Source organism: Ruminococcus flavefaciens, from assembly GCF_900108555.1.
In the GTDB taxonomy this organism is placed as follows: Bacteria; Bacillota; Clostridia; order Oscillospirales; family Ruminococcaceae; genus Ruminococcus; species Ruminococcus flavefaciens_P.
On sequence record NZ_FNWV01000005.1, the window covers coordinates 36,200 to 59,193 of the forward strand.

Here is a 22,994-nt window from a genome sequence, read left to right on the forward strand (position 1 = left end):
CATATATAAGTGTTTTCAGATGCCCAAAAAGACGAAAAATTTCAAAATTATTTTTTATGTAGTTAGTCATTTATAACATAATTGCATCGTGTTATCAAAATTATATCATCAAAAAAGAAAATTTGCAATATTATAACCTTACCTATTGACAAACATCTCAAAATATGATATATTAAACATATGAACAGATATTCATATGTTTGAAAGGATGGTGACTTTATGGAGAAGATCTTTTCGATATCAAATCTTGACTGCGCTCACTGCGGTGCAAAGATCGAAGAAGCCATAAACAAGCTTGAGGGTATAGAGTCAGCTGTTTTGAACTTCCCCATGAAAAAGTTTAAAATAAAAGGTGAACTCACTGATGAACTTTTAACTGAAATAAACAAAGTCGCTTCGTCAATAGAAGCAGGTGTTGTCATCTCCCCTATTGAAAAAGAATTAAAAACTCACTCACATCATCACGGTGAGAAATGCTGCTGTGGTCATGATCATGGACATCATCATCACGATGATGAATGTGACTGCGAACATGAACATCACCCAAAACATGAGCATGAACATCATCACAGTGAAGAGTGCTGCTGCGGACATGACCATGAACATGAACACAACCATGAAAAAGCACATTCTCATGAACATACTCACGATCACGCCGAAAGTCACGAAAGTCTTTCACATGAGATATTGACTCTTGTAATAGGTATAGCCTTTTTTGCAGCAGCGGTCATATGCGACAAATTCATTGATATAAAGCCGCTGACAGTAAGTCTTTATGTTATTGCATACCTTATTCTCGGCTTCAATGTTCTTAAAGCTACATTAAAAAACCTCAAAAACAAGAACCTATTCGATGAAAATTTCCTTATGACAGTTGCGACTATCGGAGCATTTGCTCTCGGTGAATATGCAGAGGCTGTTGGAGTTGTACTTTTCTTCCGCATAGGAGAGCTTTTTGAGGATTACGCTGTATCACGCAGCCGCAAGGCTATAACCGATGTTGCGGCATACAAAGTAAAAGAAGCAGATGTGCTCGTAAACGGTGAATTTATCAGAGTTGATTCAGATAATATCAAAGTCGGTGATATACTCCGAATAAAACCAGGCGAAAGAATAGCTGCCGACGGAATAATAGAGTCGGGCGAGTCAAAAATAGATACCTCAGCTGTAAATGGTGAACCCGTTCCGCTCATCGTTCATAAAGGCGACAAAGTACACTCAGGCTGTATAAATCTTTCTGAAACATTCACACTGAAAGCAACTGCTGCTGCCGATGACTCCATGATATCAAAGATAGCACAGGCAGTCGAGGACGCTTCCGCAGAAAAGCCTCACATCGACCGATTTATCACACGCTTTGCCAAGGTATATACTCCTATCGTTATCGCTACAGCTCTTCTGACAGCCATCGTTCCTTCGCTTATCACAGGCAACTGGAGCAAATGGGTATATTCTGCACTTACATTTCTCGTTATAAGCTGTCCCTGCGCACTTGTTCTCAGCGTGCCTCTTGCGTACTTCTCGGGTATCGGTGCAGCTTCAAAGCTGGGCATACTCTTCAAGGGCGGAAATGCCATTGAAGCACTGGGCAAAGTAAATGCTATTGCATTCGATAAGACAGGAACTCTCACAGACGGCTGCTTCACAGTAACAGAAATAGTATCATACGGCGATATGAGTTCAAACGAGTTGCTTTCAATATGCGGAAGCTGTGAGCAATACTCAACTCACCCTGTTGCAGAAAGCATCGTTGAATACTGTCGCGAGAATGGTGCAAAGCTTACAGAAGCAGAAAAATCAGGAGAAATTGCAGGACGAGGCGTTACTGCTGTTATCGGCGGTAAGAATATTATCTGCGGCAATGAACGTCTTATGTCAGAAAATAATATCACAGTCAATGATAAAGAAGTACCGCTCGGCAGTGTTGTATATATTGCAGTTGACGGCAGGATCGAAGGAAGGATAATCGTTTCCGATATCGTAAAAAAGACCTCGGCGAATGCTGTAAAACAGCTTAAAGCTATGGGAGTCAGAACAGCAATGCTCACAGGCGACAAATCTGAAAATGCAGCTGCCATTGCAAAACAGCTCGGCATCGACAGTGGAAAAGGCGACCTTCTCCCTGACGGCAAGCTCAAAGAGATCGAAGCCATGCGAAAGGAATGCGGTGCAGTTATGTTTGTTGGTGACGGATTCAACGACGGACCTGTTCTTGCAGGTGCAGACGTAGGCGGTGCAATGCAGAGTGGCTCTGACCTCGCACTTGAAGCTGCTGACGCTATATTTATGAATTCCGAACCTGATGCGGTAGTCAGAGCAAAGAAAATTGCTGACAAGACCATGCGCATTTCAATGGAGAATATCATATTTGCACTTGCAATAAAGGCTGTAGTACTTATTCTCGGACTTTTAGGTCACCCCAATATGTGGCTCGCAGTCTTTGCAGACTCAGGAACTGCAATGCTGCTTATCCTTAATTCTATTCGAGTACTCAATACTAAAAAATACAAATAACTTGCCATTTACTTGATTTTATACTATAATTATATAAGATCACCGAGCCTTTATTTGGGCTCGGTGATTTTTTTCTGAAAATATGTAACGTTTCATTCACTCAGGTTACTAAATTACAGAAGCTTCTAAAAAAGTGAAAGGAGTGATGCGGATGAACAAGGAGATCGAAGACTATTACGAAAAATACGGTCAAAAGGTCTATGCCTATCTTATAAGTATTACCCGTGAACCTGATACAGCGCAAGATCTCACACAGGAAACCTTTCTGCAGGCAATGCGTTCCCTAAAAACATTCAAAAATAAATGCTCAGTCTGTACATGACTGTGTCAGATTGCAAAAAAATCTGTGGTGTACAGAGCTCAAACGCAGGAAATATCACCCGTCCACTTCACAGGAGCCTGATATATCCGCACTTGACATCAGTATCATACCACCCGATAAACAGACTGAGAGCAATGATACTAAGATGTACATTCTCAAACAGATACACGAACTGCCTGAGCGAGAAAAAGAGATAATACTTCTAAGAGCAACAGGTGCTATGTCTTTTGATGAAATCGGTCAGCTTTTTGGCAAGAACGGAAGCTGGGCAAGAGTGACATACTATCGTGCCAAACAAAAACTGAGAAAGGAGTAACACTATGAGATGTGAGATAATAAAAGACCTTCTCCCGCTGTACTGTGACGATGCACTTTCCGATGTAAGCAAGGAAGAAGTTGAAAAGCATATTGCAGAATGTGATGACTGCAAAAAAGTATATGAAGATATGAAAAACGGCGATATAAAGCTTGATACAGCTTCAAAGAACATAGAGCCGCTGAAAAAAGTCAAGAAAAAAATGCGCCTTACAAAAATATTCTTCGCATTTATCCTGTTGGCAGTTGTTCTTCTCGGAACTGCATATGAGCTTTTCTGCCTGCACCCTCGGCTTGCAAAAACCGATCAGATATCATTTATCCCTGAAGTAACGAATTACGGAGTACAATACCGATATCCAAATCCAGACGATGACGAAAATCATCCATTTATAGTCCCAATACAAGGCAAAGAAGAGAAAGATATCAAAATAGATAAAACAAATGACTGTGTATACGTAAATGGTGAAAAGCTGCTTGATGAAAACGGCAAGCCTGTTCCGTCAAACGGAAAAGTCGTCCCGTGGGGAAAATTACGTATAGGAGTCCATGTTGAAACTTCATTTAAAGCTGTAAGAGAAAAAGTAACATTCGCCCCATATCCCTCATTAAACGTTGAAGCAGAATTTCGCCCATGTCTGCCGTTCAGACAGGATATGAACAAGTGTATACAGAATGAGTCAAATACTATGTACTTCGATTTCCCTATTGAATATCTTACTATGGATACAACTCTGACTATACACTGCCGTGATGATGATATAGTCATAAGACCTTATACTTTCAGTGACCTTATGATAGAAGAACAGTCTTGATATGCTTTTTATATATTTTCTTTCAAGTTGTTGACAGATATTTCAACACATTGTTGAAATACGTGTTAAAAGTAATGCCCCCTTGTAAACAGGGGGGTTCCAAAAGAAGTTTTGTAATCCTTATGTTAGGTTGCGTAACTACGGTTACGCAACCTTTCTTCTTTTATCATAGTCTTTTCTTGAAAGTACCGCCGAAGCAACAGCAACACGAAAGCGAAAATAAATATCCTCCTTCTGCTGACGATGACCACTGGACTTATCCGGTGCATGAACGACGATACGTTCAATCAACTCATGCATAATCTCAGGCGTAAGCTCTGTGATATGCTCATACTTCTGTAATTTTGCCGGAAACATTATCCTTATACAATCTTGTGAACAGCTTGTCCAGTTCAGCAATACGCTTTTCATTCTTATACAGTGTACGCTTTGCCTTTTTCAGGTCATATTCATGATCGACGGCTGAACGTTCCATTGCTAACTGAACAAATTCGTCCTCATGCTCATGTATAGTGTCCAAAAGCTTATTAAGCTCTTTCAGAACCAACTCCTGCAATACAACTGTTCTAATATAATGAGCACTGCATTCCAACTGATCCTTTGCATAGGTACTGCATTTCAAATGGTCCTGATTTTTCGGTTGGGTTCTTGCCCTGCAAAGATACATCTTTGCGCCGCAGTCCGCACAGTACACCATGCCTGAGAACGGATTGAGTTCCTCACATTTCTGCATCCTTCGACGATTCTGCCGAAGTGCCTGCACCAAGTCAAAGTCGTGCTGCGTGATTATTGCGGGATGCGTGTTCTCAAAGATTTTCCATTCCTCTCTTGGTGTCTGCATCTTCTTTTTGATCTTATAAGATTTTCGATGCGTTTTGAAGTTGACAGTGTGTCCGAGATATTCCATGTGCTCCAGAATCTTGACGACCGTGCTGTCATTCCACCTTGTCGGATATTTGTAATTTCCTGACGCAATGTACCCTTTGGATATAGCATAGGCTATAGGGATCAGCACTTTTTCAGAAGATAGCTTTTTGGCAATCTGATCAGGACCGAAGCCTTCGATACACATTTGGAAAATACGCCGAACTATCGCAGCCGATTCATCGTCTATCTCTCAGATATGCTTATCCTGTTCAGTTTTTCTGTAACCGTAAGGCGGAAGTGTTGAAAGTGGCTTGCCTGACTGCCCCTTTGCACGGAACACAGCCTTGATTTTTTTCGAGGTATCACGAGCGAACCAGTCATTAAAAATATTTTTAAATGCCATCAGTTCGTTTTCGCTCTTGGCTGTATCGACTGCATCATTGATCGCAATGTACCGGACATCAAATTCAGGAAAGATGATCTCAATGTACTCACCGGTTCTCAGATAATCTCTGCCGAGACGACTAAGGTCTTTTGTTACGATGATGCCAACTTTACCGTCCTCCATATCCTGTACCATTCGCATAAAGTCAGGTCTTTGTAAGGTGGTTCCGCTCCAGCCGTCATCCACATAGAACTGCGGATTCGGAAAGCCGTTTTCTTTCGCATACTTGAGCAGAATTTCCTTTTGGTTGGTAATGCTGTTGCTCTCACCTGCAAGGAGATCGTCTTGCGAGAGGCGGCAATATAAAGCTGTAATCTTATCTTCTCTCATCATATCCTCACTTTCCGACAAGCTACAGCGGATTCGCAACTATATTATACCACATCTTCAAATAAAATTCATGACTTTAAAGCGTTAAATTTTAAAATCCGCTGTATTTTTATATCACGGCTTTATTTCTGTTTTTTTACCCGTTCTACATCATGAACGATCAGCCTTTTAACTACATCCTCCAGTGTTTCCTTACATTCCAAACAAAAATGCAATTCAACAATATAGGTCGTATGACCGAATTTATATTCTGTATCGCTTGCTTCTGCGTTATTCATTTTTATTTTGTTATCCATTTAGCCTCCTTACAGATATTGAGTCTGTAATGAATTGAGCTACTATGTACTCAAAACTCTTTTTTCTCCTCATCAATCGGCGTATTCAGAACACGTTTCAATGCTTTTCCGCCTTTGAAGGTCGGAATACGTACTCCGTGCAGATCGGTCAGAACTTCAAATGTACCGAATCCGCCGATCTCTATTTTTTCCCCTTTTGAAAGCAGAAGGCGAAGTGTATCCATAACAGCATTGACACTATTGTATGCCTGTCTGCGGCTGATGTCTTTTTGTGCTGCGACAGCCTTTACAAAATCACTTCTGTTCATTGTCAGCCTCCTTCTTAAAATGTTCATTCAAGAAATTATCAAGCTGCTTGCGGTACAAGGTGATGTACCGCTTTCTTGTTTTCCCGACACGTTTCTACGGACGGTAACGCACCTGTCCCGTAAGAATCCAATGTACCTTTATATAGTCCATTGCAAACAGCTTACGAAGGATCAGAAGCATATCGACCTTGTGTTCGGGATATTCGACCGCACGAAAACACGGGATATAGATTTCCGGTCGGATATAATAATAGGTATCATCGCAGTAAGCGAGCGGCTGCTTATCTGCTGACACAGTATTATGATCCTTTACAGCGACTATACAATCGGGATTGGCTTTAATGTAACAGCAGAGCAGATAAAGGAAATCTGCCGTCTGCTTTTCAACGCTCATAATCGTCACCTGTCTTTGCGGCGATGCAGAGTGCCATTGCAAACGCACTGACTGCACCGCCTACGAATAATCCTGCAATAAAATGTCCCATAGAATACCTCCGTTTATATTGCTTTGCGCTTTGCAGCAGGTTTGGCGATATAGTCTAAAGAAAACACAGCTTGATTATTTTAATGAACTCATAACGGCTGAACCTGTAAGGCTTAATTTTGATTGTAATGTGTCAGGTGTTCTGGAATTGAAAACTGATGTGAAAAAGTGAATTATTTTTTAAGTGTTACAAAACAAATGTTCTGATTAGTGATAAAAAAGAGAGCGACTGTTAAAACAAGAACATTCGCTCTTCTACTATTATCTTTTTGAACAGCAAAGATAGTGCATATATGTGAAAGCAGCCCGATACTCGCATAAGTATCGGGCTGTTCTATTTGCGATTCCGCTATATACCGTCTTTTCGTATAACTTCTTTCGCTTGCCCCAGCTAAAAGGGAGCATTTTTTTAATAAAATGTAGCAACAGGCTGCTCGGGAGCTTCTGCTTTTCCATAGCTCTGAACATAGAGCACAGGACCTTTTCCGCGGTAAAGCTTATGCTTCTGAACACTTATCTTTCCTGTAATTGTTATCCATTCCTTATTTGGTGGTTCTTTGCCGCTGTCGTCCTGAGCAACAAGCCAGCAGTACTGTATATCCTCAACACAGCAGGTCATTATATGACGACCTACAGCGTAGGTATTCTCAGGGAATTTGGAATTCTTTGCAGTAAGTGCTTTGAAAGTCATGGTTTTACCGTCATATTTCATAGGCTCATCCATAATATCACGGTACCAAAGAGCGAAGTCCTTATCCTCAAGAATGATCTCGTCAGCTTCGACGTCAAACGGGAGCGGATCTTCGATATCATCGTATGCAACTCTGCCGTCAGAGTATTCATATACTATCTCTGCTCTTCTGCTTACTCCCCTTACGATCTTGTGGAATTCATTAGGATCATATTTTTCCTCAAAACGGTTAAAGCACACCATTTCGGTATTGTTGAATTTATCGACCACAAGGCTTCTCATATTTGCATTGTAGTTCATGAATGTTGTAGCATCAACAAAGCACATAACCTGAGCGATAGTAGTCTCGTCAGGCATTGCCTTGAAGAACTCGTCCATAGTCCACATACCGTTATATTCACATACGATACGCTCAGCACCGCTCTCTTTCAGCAGTTTTGTGAAGTTTTCCTCAGTAAACTCTGACTTATCGTCAATTACTTTTATAACGATATTCTTCTTCGGCATCTTTGAGATATCGAACTCTTCAATTCCCTCCTCACATACGAGAAGGAGAGTTTTTTCACCCTTATTGAAGCGTCTGTCCTCAAGTGTTTCCTGTATGAACTTTGTCTTTCCCGACTCAAGGAAGCCGAGGAACAGGTATATCGGTATTAATTCGTCCTGATTAGGCACGTTTTACAGCTCCTTTCGTTTGTTCAGGCTTTGAAAAGCTCGGCAATTGCTTCCTCGTTTATCTTAGAACCGATAACACAGAGTCTGCCAATTGTGCTTGCACTTCCTGTACGAACATCAGGTACTCCGGGAACGTAATCATAGTGTATCCACTTTCCGTCAGTTCCTGCAACTATTCCCTTCGCACGAAGTATCATACCGTACTTCTCCTCATCACCAAGCGCGTTGAGCGCGTTTGTGATCTCTTCGGGAGTATAGGTTCTTGTAGTCTCTCTGCCCCAGCTTGTGAATACATCATCTGCATGGTGATGGTGATGATGGTCGTGATCATGGTCATGGCAGCCGCAGGTACAGTCAGGACCGTGGTCATGATGATGTTCGTGTTCTTCATCATGGTCATGGTGATGACAATGCTCATCATGATCATGGTGGTGGTGCTCATGCTCTTCTTCGTCGTGATAATGGTGGTGATGATGATCATGATGTGCAGCCTCTTCAAGGAGCTCTTTGAGTTCATCATCAAGAGTGTTCTTCTGAGTCATAGCGTCAACGAGCTGTGCGCCTGTAAGCTGATCCCATTCAGTTGTAACTATAGGTGCAGCAGGGTTTTTCTCACGCAGGCTCTTTACGCAGTCATCAAGCTTATCCTGTGAAAGTCCGCTTGTATGGCTGAGTATGAGACAGCTTGCATATGTTATCTGATTATCAAAGAATTCACCGAAATTCTTCATATACATCTTATACTTCTTAGCGTCAACAACAGTTGTAAAGCCGTCAAGCTCTACGTCATGCGCGTTTATATTCTGCACTGCACGAATAACGTCACTGAGCTTGCCAACGCCTGAAGGCTCAATAAGGATACGGTCTGGAGCATAGTCAGCAAGTACCTTTTCGAGTGCCTTGCCGAAGTCGCCAACAAGGCTACAGCAGATACAACCTGAGTTCATTTCAGTTATCTCAACACCTGCGTCCTGTAAGAAACCGCCGTCAATGCCTATCTGACCGAATTCGTTCTCGATAAGCACCAGCTTTTCGCCCTTGTATCCTTCCTGTATGAGCTTCTTTATAAGAGTGGTCTTTCCTGCACCAAGAAAGCCCGAGAAAATAGTGATCTTTGTCATGTGAACAACACTTCTTTCATAAAAATAGTTCAAGTTATATTATACCACATTGACAAAAATAAATCAACCCCCAATACAACAGAAAAGGCTGCCGCAAATGCGGCAGCCCAATTATTACTTATTCAACATTGCCTACTGCTGAGATGACCTCTGCAAGGAGATTTGCAGGAAGCTGCTCATATCTTACGAAATCAAGTGTGAAGCTTCCGAGACCTCTTGTAGTCTGACGGAGATACATTGCAAAATCGTGCATCTCACGCATAGGAACTTCTGCCTGTATCATGGTATTTCCGTTGCCAACAGGCTCCATACCGAGAACTCTGCCTCTGCGCTTGTTGAGTTCGCCCATGATATCACCTGTATTTTCATCAGGAGCAACTACTTTAAGCTCGCCGATAGGCTCAAGCATTACAGGATCAGCCTGTCTCAGACCTTCCTTGTACGCAATGGAAGCAGCTGTCTTGAATGCCATTTCCGAAGAGTCAACAGGGTGATAAGAACCGTCTACAAGTATAGCCTTCAGACCAACTACAGGGCAGCCTGCAAGTACGCCCTTTCTGACGCTTTCTTCAAGTCCCTTCTGTACTGCCGGGAAGTAGTTCTTAGGAACAGCACCGCCGAAGATCTTCTCCTCAAATACGAGTGTATCGCTTACGCATGGCTCAAACTCTATCCATACGTCACCGAACTGACCATGACCGCCTGACTGCTTCTTATGTCTTCCCTGTACCTTTACCTTCTTTCGGATAGTCTCCTTATAAGCTATCTTAGGCACTGTAAGATTTACCTCAACACCAAACTTTGTCTTGAGCTTTGCAGCTGCAACTTCGATATGCTGCTCGCCGAGACCGCTCAGTATCTGCTCCTTTGTGGTATCGTCCTGCTCATATGTCAAAGTAGGATCTTCCTCAATAAGACGCTGCATACTTGTTGAGATCTTAGCCTCATCGCCCTGTGCTTTAGCCTTTACAGCCATAGAATAGCAAGGTCTCGGGAATTCCATATTAGCGAATTCAACAACTCTTGAAGAGTCTGAAAGTGTATCGCCTGTATTTGCGGAGATCTTTGAAGCAACTACGATATCGCCTGCATATGCAGCCGATACTTCTGTCTGCTTCTTTCCGCAAAGAGTATAAAGCTTGCCTATCTTTTCTGCTCCACCAGTTGTTGAATTTACAACATCACAGTTAGCAGCAAGCTTGCCTGACATAACTCTTATAAATGACATCTTGCCAACGAACGGATCGGCAACTGTCTTGAATACGAACGCTGAAAGCGGATCGTTAACGTCACACTTTACTTCTGTAACGTCCTTTGTAGCTGTATAAGCCTCAGCAGCATATACTTCATTAGGTGAAGGAAGCAGAAGCTCTATCTCCTTGAGAAGCATATCTATACCTGCAAGATCAGCAGCTGATGTGCATACAACAGGTGTGATGATACCTCTGTTCATACCGTCATGGATACCGTCGATAAGCTCTTTCTGAGTGAATGCCTCACCCTCAAAGAACTTCTCCATAAGCTCCTCGGAAGTCTCTGCAACAGCCTCAGAAACAGCTGCAACAAGTCCGTCAACACGATATTCGAACTTTTCGGATATCTCGGCTGTAGGCATTTCTGTCTCTATAGCATTGCCCTTATCGTCATATTTATAACACTTCATCTCAATGAGATTTACATATTCAACGATCTGACCATTGCTTATAACAGGAACTACTACAGGGCAAACTGTAGGTCCGAATACTGTTTTAAGCTCGGTGAGGACATTGAAAAAGTTAGCGTCCTTGTCATCTATCTTGGTAACAACGAACATCTTTGACTTGCCCTGCTTTACAGCTTCCTCATAAGCCTTTCTTGCGCCGACCTTTACGCCTGATTTTGCAGATACAGTTATCATGACCGTATCGGAAGCCCTGATACCTTCTATCATTTCAGCTGCAAAATCGAATAAGCCCGGTGTGTCAAGCAGATTTACTTTAAGATCATTATATTCAAAAGATGCAAGAGAAGTACCTATTGAGATCTTTCTCTTTATCTCTTCGGGATCGTAATCGCAAATTGTTGTGCCGTCAGCAGTCTTGCCAAGACGATCGGAAGCTCCTGCCTTGTAAAGGATTGCCTCTGCAAGAGAAGTTTTTCCTGAGCCGTTATGGCCTGCGAATGCTATGTTTTTGACCTTGTTTACATCATATTCTTTCATGGTAAAGTTTCTCCTCTTAAATGGTTTATCCGCTTTTGATGTACGGCATAACAATATTATAATTCATTAATAAAAAAATTGCAATACTAACAGAAAATTTTCTACATTTTACAATACAGGCTTATCCATATGTTGTGCAGTATTGACAAAAACATCTTCTGCTGTTTTATCAAATAGGCGAACTTTTCCCAATGAGCAGAAAATTGCGAAATAAGCAGTTCCCCAGAGTATAGCATAAACAACGATCGAAAAAATACTGCTAACGGCTATATTACAGATATCAAGGCACATTTCTGCTGCATACATTGTTGAAGCTGCAAGAATTACAGGCAAAAGAAATGTTCCACAAAGTTTCCTTCTGACTCTTGTAACATTTGTTATTTTGATGAAACGGGCACAGTTACCGAAAACGTTGCTTGCATAGTATGAGATGACTATCCCGTAAAAGCCGATACGCGGAATAAGGATAAGTACAGCTGCAATTCTGATAATGTATTCAGCAAGATAATTCATTGATGAAAAGCTTTGCAGTCCCAATCCTTTTATAAGAGCTTCAAGAACTATCTCCATATATATAAAAGGTATAACAGGAGCAATAACTGTTATCATTCTGCCGGCAAGCTCTCCGCCGCCGAGAAGTTCACCTATCTGTACTCCGAAACGCATAAGAACAGCCGCAGCAAAAACCGAAAACATAAGAGTCCATGAGCTTATCTTATTCGTCAGCTGTTTTATCCTTGCACTGTTCTTTTCTGCGTTTGCTCTTGCGGTTTCACTTACAATTATACCCGACATTGAGCATAAAACTACTGAGGGGAAGAACAAGGTCGGTATCACTATTGCTTCAAATATGCCAAATTTGCTGAACGCATCGCCTGCCGAGTCACCGTACTGTCTGAGATATATGGGTATAAGTGCGTCGTTTGTACTGCTCAGAACAGCTGTAAGGATACTTCCGCCCATTATTGGAAATGACAATGTGGCATACCTGCAGAATGTAAGACTGCATATACCTCGGCGCGTTTCACGATATTTCAGATAAGCTGCGCCGAATATAGCCAATGACACTGCGTTTCCTGCTATTATTCCCAATATCATTATCCTGCATACCTGATCTTCTGTTGAAGCTCCTGCAGTCATGGTCATGCCAACAATCACAGCACATCTTATAAGGAATTCGACTATCTCCCCTACTGCTGTTACTGCTGCTTTTCGGCAGGCATTGAAATATCCTTTCAGGCAGGCAGAAACAGCTCCTGTTATGAGAGCAAATGGCATCAAACGCAGTGCCGTAGTAAGATGAGCTCCGCTGAAAAAACGAATACTTATCGTCTCGGAGAAAGTAACTACTGCCGCCGATACGATCATGCTCATTATCAGACACAGCCTTATGCCATATGAAAGCACCCTGTTCGGATCACCGTTTTTCCTGCCAAGTTCTTCAGATACAAGGCGGCTGATACACAAAAAGGCGTTTCCGTTTGATAAAATGCCTGCAAGTCCCAAAAAAGAACCTATCAAACTTAATATTCCCATTGCGGAAGTTCCAAGCTGCTTTGTAATGAAAACATTCAGCATGAGTACAGCCATATCAAGAAACAGCTGCATCACCGTTAGCAAAAAGGTATCACGTAAGATCTTACTTTTTAATATCATAATGTCCTCCAATATGTACTTCTACATTATATGGAGAAACATCATAAAAAATGACAAAAACGGACAACTTTGGCTGTCCGTCTTGTAAATCATATTATCTCTTTTTATAAAGCAGCAATTCAGGTTCTGCACCGTCTTTTCCGTATGAAGCGACCATGAGGAAGTCCGCATTTGCAAGTATTCCGAAACAGTGACCGTCGCCAAGCTCACTTTCAAGCTGATTGCCGAGGTAAGTTGCATTGTCATCGAGAAGCTTGACCACACTGCCGTTAGGCATAGGATATGCAATATTGACATATGCTCCCACTAAAGCATTCAGCTTTTCCACCTTTGGCATATTCTTGATATTCAGTGCGTTGAATTCATCAATAAGCTGCTGCTTGAACTTCTCAAAAGCTCCGCCGTCCTCAAGCTCCTTATGATCTTTCCAGTAGCTGAGGTTCGGCAGCATATCCTTCATGTACTCACGAGCCTGCTCTTCAGTGAAGCCCTGTCCTGCCATGTGCTTAACGCAGACATTTATGAGATCATCCATATCGTGATATGTATAATTTCCGTCTGCATAGCACCATTTGCAGTAGCTCTCGTTGAATGAACCGTCAGTCTCTTTGCTTATCATTGCGTCTTCAAGAGGCATACCGCAGCACTGACATACGAGCTTTCTCGGTGAGCCCAAAAGAGTGTTTATAGAAACATCAAAGAGCTGTGAAAGAAGCTTTAATGTTTCCGTATTTGGTACAGTGTCGCCGTTTTCCCAGCGTGATACAGCCTGACGGGTAACAAATACCTTTTCTGCAAGCTCGTCCTGTGACATCTCATGTTTATTTCTTAGTTCAAGTATAATACTTTTAGTTTCCATGTTTATCACCTCTGATGCTATTATAACATATCTGCCGACAAAATCAAGCAACTGTCTGTTGCTTTTCACAAGCATCATATTCATTTTCGACAAGGACGACCACTGGTCGTCCCTACAATTCCAAATTTAAAGGGCGGATAATATCCGCCCTACATTGTTTTTTTGGCGGAACGCCAAGAGCGGCATTCCCTACACTACTTTCTACTCACTTTTTCAGCAGCCTATCCAGCATTACCTGTCTGCATTCCTTTTCAAGAGTATCATCGAGAGCATCGATAATAATGTGCTCAGACTCTCCCCTGTTTACGCAGTATTCTATCATATAATCAGATATTTCAGGATTTTTTGAGAGACATGGTCCGTGAAGATAAGTTGCGATGACATTCTTTTCGCAGTAGCCCTCAGCTTCGCTCTTTGAGCAGTTGCCGTTTCCGTAAAGCACCTTGCCGAAAGGAGTATTTACGCCCTGAGTCTGACCGCCATGGTTTTCAAAACCCACAACCTTTACAGGCTTGCCCGTGATCTTTGTCTCGATGACAATATTGCCGATACAACGCTTTCTTCGGCTGTTTGGAGCTACGGTAAAGTAATCGAAAAGCCCAAGTCCTTTTATGTCGTTGCCGTCAGCATCACGGTAATATTTTCCCATAAGCTGATAGCCGCCGCATATAAGGAACAGAAATGTGCCGTTTTTATAAGCCCTTACGATACCTTCTTTGCATTTGAGCAGATCAGCAGAAATATGCTGCTGTTCAAGGTCAGCACCACCGCCTATATATATAAGATCATATGAGCTGAAATCAGGCATTTCCGAGTCAATAGAATACTTGTCTATCTGACACTCTATACCGCGCTTTTTGCAGCGGAAAGCCATGACCTCCATGTTTCCGCTGTCGCCATACAGATCAAGCATATCGGCGTACATATGAAGAATTCTTATAGTTTTCATTTGTTACCTCCATGCTTTGTGATATATCGTTTAAGTGCGCTTCTTGTGGGCTGTACAGCCGTATAGTTGGCTATTATGAACTTTCGGCTCTCTGTACTTGCAAGCTCTTCAACAGCTTTGTCAAGATCAGGACGTACAACGATCTTCGCAGAATCATAGCCTGCTGTCTTGATACGTACAGCTATGTCATAGGCTCTTGTACCTGATGTAACTACTCTTGAAACTCTCTCGAAGATGCTGAAATTAATATCATATATCCACGAAACGTCAAGTCCGTCCGCAACATTATCGTTAAGTACGAAAAGAAGCTCCTTTTCGCCATTCATCTCGTTCATTACACGGAGAGTCATATTTGCTCCTACAGGGTTTTTTGCAAGATTGAGAGTTGCCTTGCTCTTTCCGAGCATGAAGTTTTCCATACGTCCGTTCTTGACGGTATAGCTGTTGATAACTCCGTCCGTTATCTTCTGGTCGATATTGTAGAGCTTTGCTGCTGCTGCAACTGCTGTCATATTATAGACATTGTAGATACTGTTGAGCTTGGGCGAATAGGTATGACCGTCAGCTGTGAATACAGTTTTTTCAAGGTCGATATCCTTTGCGGTGATATAGGGCTCATAATTTCCGAAGCCGCACTTCTTACAGATGAACTTTCCGATATGCGAATACTGATAGTACTCATATTCAAGCGGTTCACCGCAGAATGGACAGAAACGTCCCTCAGAGGCTTCAAAAATCTTCTCAGTAGCAAAAGCATAAGGCTCTGCATGGAAGTATCTTACGTTCTTATTCTTGGGGTTTGCTCTGCCGAGACGGGCTGTATTAGGATCATCACCATTGAGGATAAGATTGCCCTCGAAGGTCTTGCAAAAGCCGTTTATCTTCTGGATAAGGGTTTCCATTTCGCCGTTTCTGTCAAGCTGATCGCGGAAGAAATTCAGCACCACAAGTGTATCCAGTTTGAGTTGTGAATATACAACAGGTACGTGTGACTCGTCTGTTTCAAGTATAAGGTAGTCAGCCTTGACCTTTCCTGACATATCGCAGTATTTCAGGAGCATTGAGCATATTCCCGTATCGAGGTTGTTGCCCTCTTTGTTTATGATTATTTTCTTGCCGCTGCGCTCAAAAAGCTGAGCTATGCAGTTTGTAACAGATGTCTTTCCGTTAGTGCCTGTTATTGCAATAATTGGACACTCTACCTTGAACATTGAGACTGCCTTGTGCCGTGACAGATGCCACAGCACGATACCGGGCAGATTTCCAGCATTGCGGTGCATCAGCTTCAGAAGCTTTACTATTATTTTTCCGATGATTATGAGAAGTCGTTTCAATTTCGTCCTCCGTATTTTTTAGTTTCCTGTGTAGGTCACTCTGCCGTCCTCGGCAAAGCCGACCCAACCGCGGTTTTTAGCCGCCTTTATTCCAAGAGCAACAGATGTCTCAAGAGTGCCCGTCATTCTTGTAAAGCCGAAGAGGTGCGCCACTTCGCGAAGCAGGTCCTCACGAGCCATAGCGACCTGACGTGACATTATCGCCTTTATTCCCACTGCTATCTCTTCGGGTGCTACCTCGTCGATATCACGCTTTTCATCTCCGCTGTATACAGTCCTGCACTTGTCATACGACTCAGGAGACTGCTGCTTCAGCCATACATACTCGTTTTCTCCTGCTGTCGTTACCTGTGCATCTGAGTTTTCAAAAGCTTTATCGAAAAGTGCTTTCATGTTTGCTCCGGGACGTGATATTCCCCAGCACGAAAACGTCTTTTTAGCCAGAGTTTTCTTGTTCATCGGTGCTTCGGCAGCAAGTATATCGTTTATGCACTTGGTTATCTTAGCAGTACTGCTCTCGTTGAAGTTTTCAGAAGTTCCCAGAGCCTTTATCTTGAATGACTTGAACTCGTCGAAGCTCTCTGCAAAGCTGCTTACTTCCTCAGTCTCAAATACAAGCTCTTGTTTCTTCTTTTCCTCAGCTTTCGGAGCAGACTGAGGATTACGGTATCTTTCGATAGCACCGTCGATCTCAGCCTTTATCTTGCCAAGTACCTTTTCCTTATTGTCCAGCCAGTCTATGATATAAACGCTCATAACGTTCCAGCCAAGACCTCTGAGTACACTCGGCTGTGAAAGGCTTCTGTCGCTTGCTGTACCATTATGGAAATAGGACTCGTTTCCGCAGTTTATACCCATAATATAGGTATCTGGCTTATCAGGATTAACAACTGCTACATCTACCTTATAGTCAGAGCAGCCAACACTGCATTTACATTCATAGCCCATTTTCCTTATCTCGTCCGCAACTACAGTCTCAAAGCCCTCAGTGCTGCTCTTAGAACCTGCTCTTACAGGAAGTGCGCTCCTGCCCTTTGCAGCAAATTCAAGGAAGCCCTTGAGTCCCTCAACACCGTCGGAGCGTGTACGTGAAAGGTCGATCATATCGGGAGTGATGACCGAGAATACTATCATCTTGCACTTTGAACGTGAGATAGCAACATTAAGTCTTCTCCAGCCGCCGTCGCGGTTAAGCGGACCGAAGTTCATTGATACCTTGCCGTCCTTGTCAGGACCATAACCGATAGAGAACATGATAACATCACGCTCATCACCCTGTACATTTTCAAGGTTCTTGATGAGGATAGGCTCATACATCTCGTTTGCGTATTCTTCAAGCTTCGGATCTTCTCGGTATGCGTCCATGAGAAGATCATCAATAAGGTTCTGCTGAGGCTGACTGAATGTTACAACACCTATACTGAACTTTCTCAGCTCAGGGTCTCTCAGTCTGCGGCATATCTCCTCCACAACAGCCTGTGCTTCTGCCTTATTGGTACGTGTAGAGCTCTTGTCGTAATAGCCCTCAACGTGTACCCAGCTAACCTCTGATACCTGATCGTCAGGCGACGGGAATGTATAAAGCTTATTTTCGTAATACTTTGAGTTGCTGTATGCAATAAGACTCTCATGGCGTGAACGATAGTGCCAGAGGAGATGCTTCTGCGGCATTGAAAGGGCAAGACAGTCATCAAGTACGCTTTCAAGGTCTTCCTTCTCATAGTTCTCCTCGTCCACCTGATTAGAAGCAAAGAAGCTTGTAGGCGGGAGCTGTTTCGGGTCGCCGACTACTATAACATTCTCTCCTCTTGCAATAGCTCCTACAGCCTCGCAGGTCGGGAGCTGTGAAGCCTCATCGAATATAACAAGATCAAATTTAGGGTAAGACGGATCAATATACTGAGCTACGGAAATAGGGCTCATAAGCATAACAGGACACATTCTGCGCAACAGATTTGGTATACTGTCGAAAAGCTTTCGTATGGACATCATTCTGCCGTTTGACTTTATAGCCTTTTGAAGTATTCCTATCTCAGAGCTGTTTGCGGAGCTGCCGGGAGCAGGTATCTTTGCTGAAAGCTCTGCTGCAAGCTCCTTGATAGAAAGTGTTGAGAAATCATCAAGGACTTCGCCGAAACGTCTGATAGTATCTTCAAAGAGAGTGCCCTGAAAACGTGAAAGCACACTGCTGCGGGAAATAGTGCTCGTTACCATAGCCTTGCTGATATCGCAGTCAAATGCGCCGATAAGCTGCTCAGTCGGTACATCACCATTCATATAAGCATCAGCAACGTTACCTATGCCAAGCTCACGGAGCTTGTTGCATATAGTAACGATACCTGTCCATTCTTTAAGCTGCGGAAGTGCTTCTATAACAGCATCGGCTTTCTGCTGAGCATCACTGCCCCAGCTTTCGCCTGTTATGAGCTTGTCAGTATTTATGCCGAAATTGGTTCTGAGCTGAGATGATACATTTTCAAGTGCAGCATAATCAGCGGATATCTTCGATGTATCACTGCTTATTCCGTTAGTAAGGTTCTCACATAGCTTCTGCTTTATTTCGGGAGCAAATGACGAAGCAGCCACCTTTTCACCAAGCTCAGCCGAACGTGCAACACATTTCTCGATGCTGTTCCAGTCAGCATTTTCATCAAGCTTAAAGGTTCCAAAGTACTTCACAAGCTCGGGCTGCGCGGAAGCGACTTGATTTTTCAAATTAGAGAAATGGGTGATTTTGTCGTAATATTCGGTGATATTGGACTTTGTAACAGTTGATGAGGATTTAGCGTGGGCAGCAAGCTCCTTGACGAGTTTATTGCTTCCCAATGCTTTACCGATAAACCATTTGCCCTGCGCAGTTTTCCACCTTACAAGAGCATCTCCTGCGTTATATCCGAGGACAGACGACTCAAACTTTGCAAGGAGCTCGTCTTTCGCCTGTGAAAGCTCCTTACCCGTATTGATAAGTCCCTGTGCAGGCTCCTTAAAGCCATTCCAGCGGCTGTCACCGATAATATCGGGAAGAAGCTGCTCTCCGCCTGATGCTGCGGTAAGTATCTCAGCCGCAAGCTTGCATTGCTCAAATGTCATCTCACTGCTGCCTGTAAACTGAGCAAGCTGCTGTGTATCGCTCTGAGCTGCCGTAAGAGCTGTTTTAAGCTCGCGAAGCTTCGCTTCCATAGCTCCTCTTGTTTCGGGAGTGCATGAAGTAAGCTCGCATACTCCGAGAGCAGTCGTGGTAACATCGCCGAATTCACGACCTGCCGCAGCAAGGCTCTCAAGAGTCTCACGCCATGTGGAATAAGAACTTTCGCTCATAGCGTCAAGCTGCTCGTTCGTAAAACTGAACTTTCCGCCATAGCTGCTGTTTTTCTCGTATCTTACAGCTGCATCATACATTGAGCAGCCGAAATTACGCTTTTTATGTATCTCCTCCATTGTGCTGTTGAGCTCTTTACGCATTTCAGCTATCTTGTCAGCCTGTGCTTTGTACTCAGCAGGCTTTTTGATACGTCCCACGTTGAGGGTCTCTTCAAGCTGTTTGAGTACAGCTCGCTTCTGAGCCTTGTTTGAGTGAAGCTCTATGCAGAATGGTCCGAGCCCTACTTTGTTAAGACGCTTTTCAACAACGGAGAGAGCTGCCATTTTTTCCGCAACGAAAAGTACGGATTTTCCCTGATACAGCGCACTTGCTATCATATTGGTGATAGTCTGTGACTTACCGCTTCCGGGAGGGCCGTGAAGAACGAAGCTCTTGCCCTGTGAAGCTGCGTATACAGCCGCAAGCTGTGACGAATCCGCACTCAGTGGTACAACAAGATCTGACGGTGCTACCTTATTGTCAAGGTCAAGGGGAGATATGTACAGGTCGTCGCCTGCCCACTCAGTCTTGCCTGAAATAAGACTTGCAACGACTTTATTCTTTGCAAGCTCATCAGCACGATTGCGGATATCGTTCCACATGATGAAACGATTGAAGGAGAACTGTCCGATAAAGGCATAATCAACGATATCCCAGCGAGGCTGTGACATTATCCCCTGACGGATAGTATTGAATATTATTTGCAGGTTTACTCCGTTTTCGTCCTCGGGAACAGGATCAAGTCCGTTGATATCAATGCCGAAGAACTGCCTCAGCATCTCAAGCATGGTTATGTTCACCTGTGTATCCTCATCACGCATACGGATAAGATATGTCTTTTCCTGTACCTTACGAATTATATCTATCGGTACAAGTACAAGAGGTGCATAACGAGGCTTATCGCTCTTTTCGGTCTCATACCAGCGAAGGAAGCCAAGAGCAAGATATATGGTATTCACACCATTTTCTTCAATGCTGACCTTAGCCTGTCTATGAAGCTTTTTCATTATTTTTTCAAGGTCAGTCTCGCTAATAAAAGTCCTCAGACGGCGGCTTTTGAATTCAGATTCTGAGATAGAAGTAATAAGGTCGCGGTCGTTCTCTATTTCGTAGATCTTGCTGTCGGACATTTGCAGAGTCATATCATTGGGCATTGGCATGACTTTGAAGTCCTCGCCCTTTGATATCTCGTCCTCAAGTACGCCGAGATCACTTATCATAAGCTGTACGCTCATAGCTGACGGGCGGAAATTGAGCAGGCTGTTCCTAAGGCTGAGATCAAGGAGCTTTCTCTCCCATATGACCTGTTTTGTAACTTCCTTAGCCTCTCCTCCTGCAACTGTCTGACCGATAATGTCTATTTCATTTGGAGCAGATGTTATCTCGGTTTTTTTACGCTCTCCGTAGTCAACTGCCTTGAATGTTCCGTTTTCATATACTCTTGCAGGCACGGGACGTATGCCGCTTGAACGTGTACGGCTTATATCTATGGCAAAAATAAACTTTGATGCATCATCAAGGTGAGCTGCGGCGTGTTTTTCGGCATTGTCAAAATCAATATTCTTTCCTGCAACGAGATCTGTACACTCAACTGCACATATAGCATCTATTCCATGAGCGATACGCTTTGTTATGGCAGACATATCATATTGCAGACAATCGGAAAAGGTCTCGTTATCCAGCCAGCAGGCTGCAAAAGCGTGTCCCTGCACAAGAACTATTACTGGATTGAGTCCTGCCGCTTCAAGGCATGAACAATAAAGCACTGTGAGATCAAGACAAGTGCCCTGCTTGTTTTCAAGCACTGTATCGGGCATACGTATGCGCTGAGACTCCTCAAAACTAGCAGGCGGCATTGCATAGGCAATGTTCTGTTCCTGCAAAGCTGCATATATCGCGCCCATCTGCTGCTTAACTATGTTAGGGTTCTTGGTCTGATAGCCTGTAAACGCAGGATCACCGCACCATTTTTTCAGATATGCACTTGCAGATGACAGTAGCTCCTGTACCTTAGGGTGATTTGGACTTACAAAGGCTGCGGCAGTCTCAGGCATAAAGTTGATGCCTGACCACTGATCGTACGCAAGAAGCTCTATGCTGCGAGTTTCAGATGCAATAACTTCATCACCCTGCAATGCCTCTATAGTAACGCTTCCCACGATCTTTTCGGTCAGACTGAAAAGATAATCGGAAAGCATGATTATATTTATAGGTGATATTTCCACAGGCTGTGAAGGCATAAGATCAATGGGAGCTGATTCAAATACCTTTGCAAACTCAGGCTCGAAGCTTACCCTCAGTCTTACATTTTTCACTTCCTCCTCGGAATTATTTGTCATAACGATATTTCTGAATACAGGTACGTAATTCTGCTGCATTGCAAAATTGATCTGAGCGGTCATATTGCCGCTGAAAGTGATTTTATTATCCATACGATCCTCCGTTCTGCCATTGGCGATGCATAAAATACTATTTCTATGATACCACATTTCACGTTGATTTACAATATTTACAGCAAAAAAAAATCAAACAAAAAGCTGCCCGAAGGCAGCTCTGTGTTATCATTGTGCGTAAACTCTTATATTGTGTCCGCCGTTTTCTGTAAAACTCAGACCGTCAGCCGAGAAAACACCTTCAAAGTCGATAAATTTCTTGTCATCGGCTTCTTCTATCCACTCCGAACCTTCAAAAGTAACAGTAACTTTTCCGTCGGGAGCAATATTAGTCACCTGACCTATAGTGATAAAGCTGGACTTTTTTCCCATCTGAGGCTCATATTCAAAAACAGCCTGCAAATCGCCGTGCACTCCTACGTCCTCAACGGTGAGCTTGATAGTATTGTCACCTATATCAGGCGAATATAGACCATCATAATTGTTAATGAGGTATGTAAGATCAGCCCCTGCTGACTTTTTCAGCTTTATCTCGTAATCATCTGATTCAAGCGTACCATTTTTCAAATCAAAAACGCCCTTGAATTCAATGATATGGTATGTTTCAGGCTTTTTCTCCCATTCTGCTCCCTTGAAATCAACTGTTATGATATCATCATTGTCAGATTTTTCAACAGTACCTTCCATATGATAACTTCCTGTGGGTACTCCCGGATTTGCAGGATCTTCATGGAAGGAAAAGAGAGCCTGTATTTTACCGTCATCATCAACACCGAATACTGAAAAATCAAGCCCTGTCAGTCCCTGAGTTGCCACATAAGTGCCTGAATATGTATTCACAAGCTCCTGGTACTCTTTCCTGGCAGCCGTAGTAGCTTCGGTAGTTGCCTCAGTAGTAGTCGTAGTTGTTTCAGTAACGGTCGTTGTTGGCTCAGTAGTTGTATGTTCTCTTATATAATCTTCACTGTTATTATCAGAGCAGGCAGCTGTCAGTGTAAGCACGAAAGCCGCTGTCATAATAACAGAAGCAAGTATCTTTCTTTTCAAAGCCTTTACCTC

General features: G+C 43.1%; 20 protein-coding genes. 4 read left to right on the plus strand and 16 right to left on the minus strand.

Annotation, left to right across the window (positions count from 1 at the left end; translation table 11 throughout):
* Positions 1-219: 219 nt before the first annotated feature.
* From BLW60_RS08265 to BLW60_RS08275, 4 genes are all read left to right on the plus strand, one after another.
* Positions 220-2,514: a heavy metal translocating P-type ATPase gene (locus BLW60_RS08265; protein ID WP_081348179.1), complete on the plus strand. Its 2,295-nt coding sequence runs from the start codon at positions 220-222 to the stop codon at positions 2,512-2,514.
* A gap of 151 nt (positions 2,515-2,665) precedes the next feature.
* Positions 2,666-2,836: an RNA polymerase sigma factor gene (locus BLW60_RS17175; protein WP_242872851.1), complete on the plus strand. Its 171-nt coding sequence runs from the start codon at positions 2,666-2,668 to the stop codon at positions 2,834-2,836.
* Between the two features lie 10 nt (positions 2,837-2,846).
* On the plus strand, positions 2,847-3,152 hold the full coding sequence (locus BLW60_RS17180) for an RNA polymerase sigma factor (RefSeq protein ID WP_242872852.1): 306 nt from the start codon (positions 2,847-2,849) through the stop codon (positions 3,150-3,152).
* Between the two features lie 4 nt (positions 3,153-3,156).
* Entirely contained in the window at positions 3,157-3,966 is an 810-nt protein-coding gene (locus BLW60_RS08275) for a zf-HC2 domain-containing protein (protein ID WP_074716269.1), read from the plus strand.
* Positions 3,967-4,110: 144 nt separating this feature from the next.
* Here the strand turns inward: BLW60_RS08275 and BLW60_RS17385 are convergent, their stop codons facing one another.
* The 16 genes from BLW60_RS17385 to BLW60_RS08340 all read right to left on the minus strand — a co-directional run bounded on the left by BLW60_RS17385 (position 4,111) and on the right by BLW60_RS08340 (position 22,982).
* Entirely contained in the window at positions 4,111-4,323 is a 213-nt protein-coding gene (locus tag BLW60_RS17385) for a DUF4368 domain-containing protein (protein WP_431768010.1), read from the minus strand.
* Positions 4,295-5,038 (minus strand): recombinase family protein, encoded by a 744-nt coding sequence (locus BLW60_RS17390; RefSeq protein WP_431768011.1) that lies wholly within the window; start codon positions 5,036-5,038, stop codon positions 4,295-4,297. Before BLW60_RS17390 ends, BLW60_RS17385 begins: the two co-directional genes overlap by 29 nt.
* A 45-nt stretch (positions 5,039-5,083) precedes the next feature.
* Complete coding sequence (locus BLW60_RS17395) at positions 5,084-5,611, minus strand: recombinase family protein (protein WP_431768012.1); 528 nt, start codon at positions 5,609-5,611, stop codon at positions 5,084-5,086.
* A 119-nt stretch (positions 5,612-5,730) separates the two neighbouring features.
* Entirely contained in the window at positions 5,731-5,904 is a 174-nt protein-coding gene (locus BLW60_RS16230) for a transposon-encoded TnpW family protein (protein WP_081348180.1), read from the minus strand.
* Between the two features lie 50 nt (positions 5,905-5,954).
* Entirely contained in the window at positions 5,955-6,212 is a 258-nt protein-coding gene (locus tag BLW60_RS08290; RefSeq protein ID WP_074716271.1) for an HU family DNA-binding protein, read from the minus strand.
* Positions 6,213-6,306: 94 nt separating this feature from the next.
* Entirely contained in the window at positions 6,307-6,606 is a 300-nt protein-coding gene (locus BLW60_RS08295; protein ID WP_074716273.1) for a hypothetical protein, read from the minus strand.
* On the minus strand, positions 6,596-6,697 hold the full coding sequence (locus tag BLW60_RS16460) for a DUF3789 domain-containing protein (RefSeq protein WP_139283389.1): 102 nt from the start codon (positions 6,695-6,697) through the stop codon (positions 6,596-6,598). The genes BLW60_RS08295 and BLW60_RS16460 overlap by 11 nt, the downstream gene beginning before the upstream one ends.
* A gap of 408 nt (positions 6,698-7,105) precedes the next feature.
* Positions 7,106-8,062: a TIGR03943 family putative permease subunit gene (locus BLW60_RS08300; RefSeq protein WP_074716276.1), complete on the minus strand. Its 957-nt coding sequence runs from the start codon at positions 8,060-8,062 to the stop codon at positions 7,106-7,108.
* Between the two features lie 23 nt (positions 8,063-8,085).
* Positions 8,086-9,183 (minus strand): CobW family GTP-binding protein, encoded by a 1,098-nt coding sequence (locus tag BLW60_RS08305; RefSeq protein ID WP_074716277.1) that lies wholly within the window; start codon positions 9,181-9,183, stop codon positions 8,086-8,088.
* Positions 9,184-9,301: 118 nt separating this feature from the next.
* Positions 9,302-11,383 carry an elongation factor G gene (gene fusA, locus BLW60_RS08310; RefSeq protein ID WP_074716279.1) on the minus strand — a complete coding sequence of 694 codons (2,082 nt, stop codon included), beginning with the start codon at positions 11,381-11,383 and terminating at the stop codon, positions 9,302-9,304.
* A 108-nt stretch (positions 11,384-11,491) separates the two neighbouring features.
* The gene (locus BLW60_RS08315) at positions 11,492-13,039 is read right to left on the minus strand and encodes an oligosaccharide flippase family protein (protein ID WP_074716281.1); all 1,548 of its coding nucleotides are present in this window, start codon (positions 13,037-13,039) and stop codon (positions 11,492-11,494) included.
* A gap of 94 nt (positions 13,040-13,133) precedes the next feature.
* Positions 13,134-13,982, minus strand: coding sequence for a zinc ribbon domain-containing protein (locus tag BLW60_RS08320; protein ID WP_278289909.1), 849 nt, complete (start codon positions 13,980-13,982; stop codon positions 13,134-13,136).
* A 121-nt stretch (positions 13,983-14,103) separates the two neighbouring features.
* The gene (locus BLW60_RS08325; RefSeq protein ID WP_074716284.1) at positions 14,104-14,847 is read right to left on the minus strand and encodes a type 1 glutamine amidotransferase; all 744 of its coding nucleotides are present in this window, start codon (positions 14,845-14,847) and stop codon (positions 14,104-14,106) included.
* The gene (locus BLW60_RS08330) at positions 14,844-16,181 is read right to left on the minus strand and encodes a Mur ligase family protein (RefSeq protein ID WP_074716285.1); all 1,338 of its coding nucleotides are present in this window, start codon (positions 16,179-16,181) and stop codon (positions 14,844-14,846) included. The genes BLW60_RS08325 and BLW60_RS08330 overlap by 4 nt, the downstream gene beginning before the upstream one ends.
* Positions 16,182-16,199: 18 nt before the next feature.
* Positions 16,200-21,974: a DUF4011 domain-containing protein gene (locus BLW60_RS08335; RefSeq protein ID WP_074716287.1), complete on the minus strand. Its 5,775-nt coding sequence runs from the start codon at positions 21,972-21,974 to the stop codon at positions 16,200-16,202.
* A gap of 129 nt (positions 21,975-22,103) precedes the next feature.
* Positions 22,104-22,982 (minus strand): hypothetical protein, encoded by an 879-nt coding sequence (locus BLW60_RS08340; RefSeq protein ID WP_074716289.1) that lies wholly within the window; start codon positions 22,980-22,982, stop codon positions 22,104-22,106.
* Between the last annotated feature and the right edge of the window lie 12 nt (positions 22,983-22,994).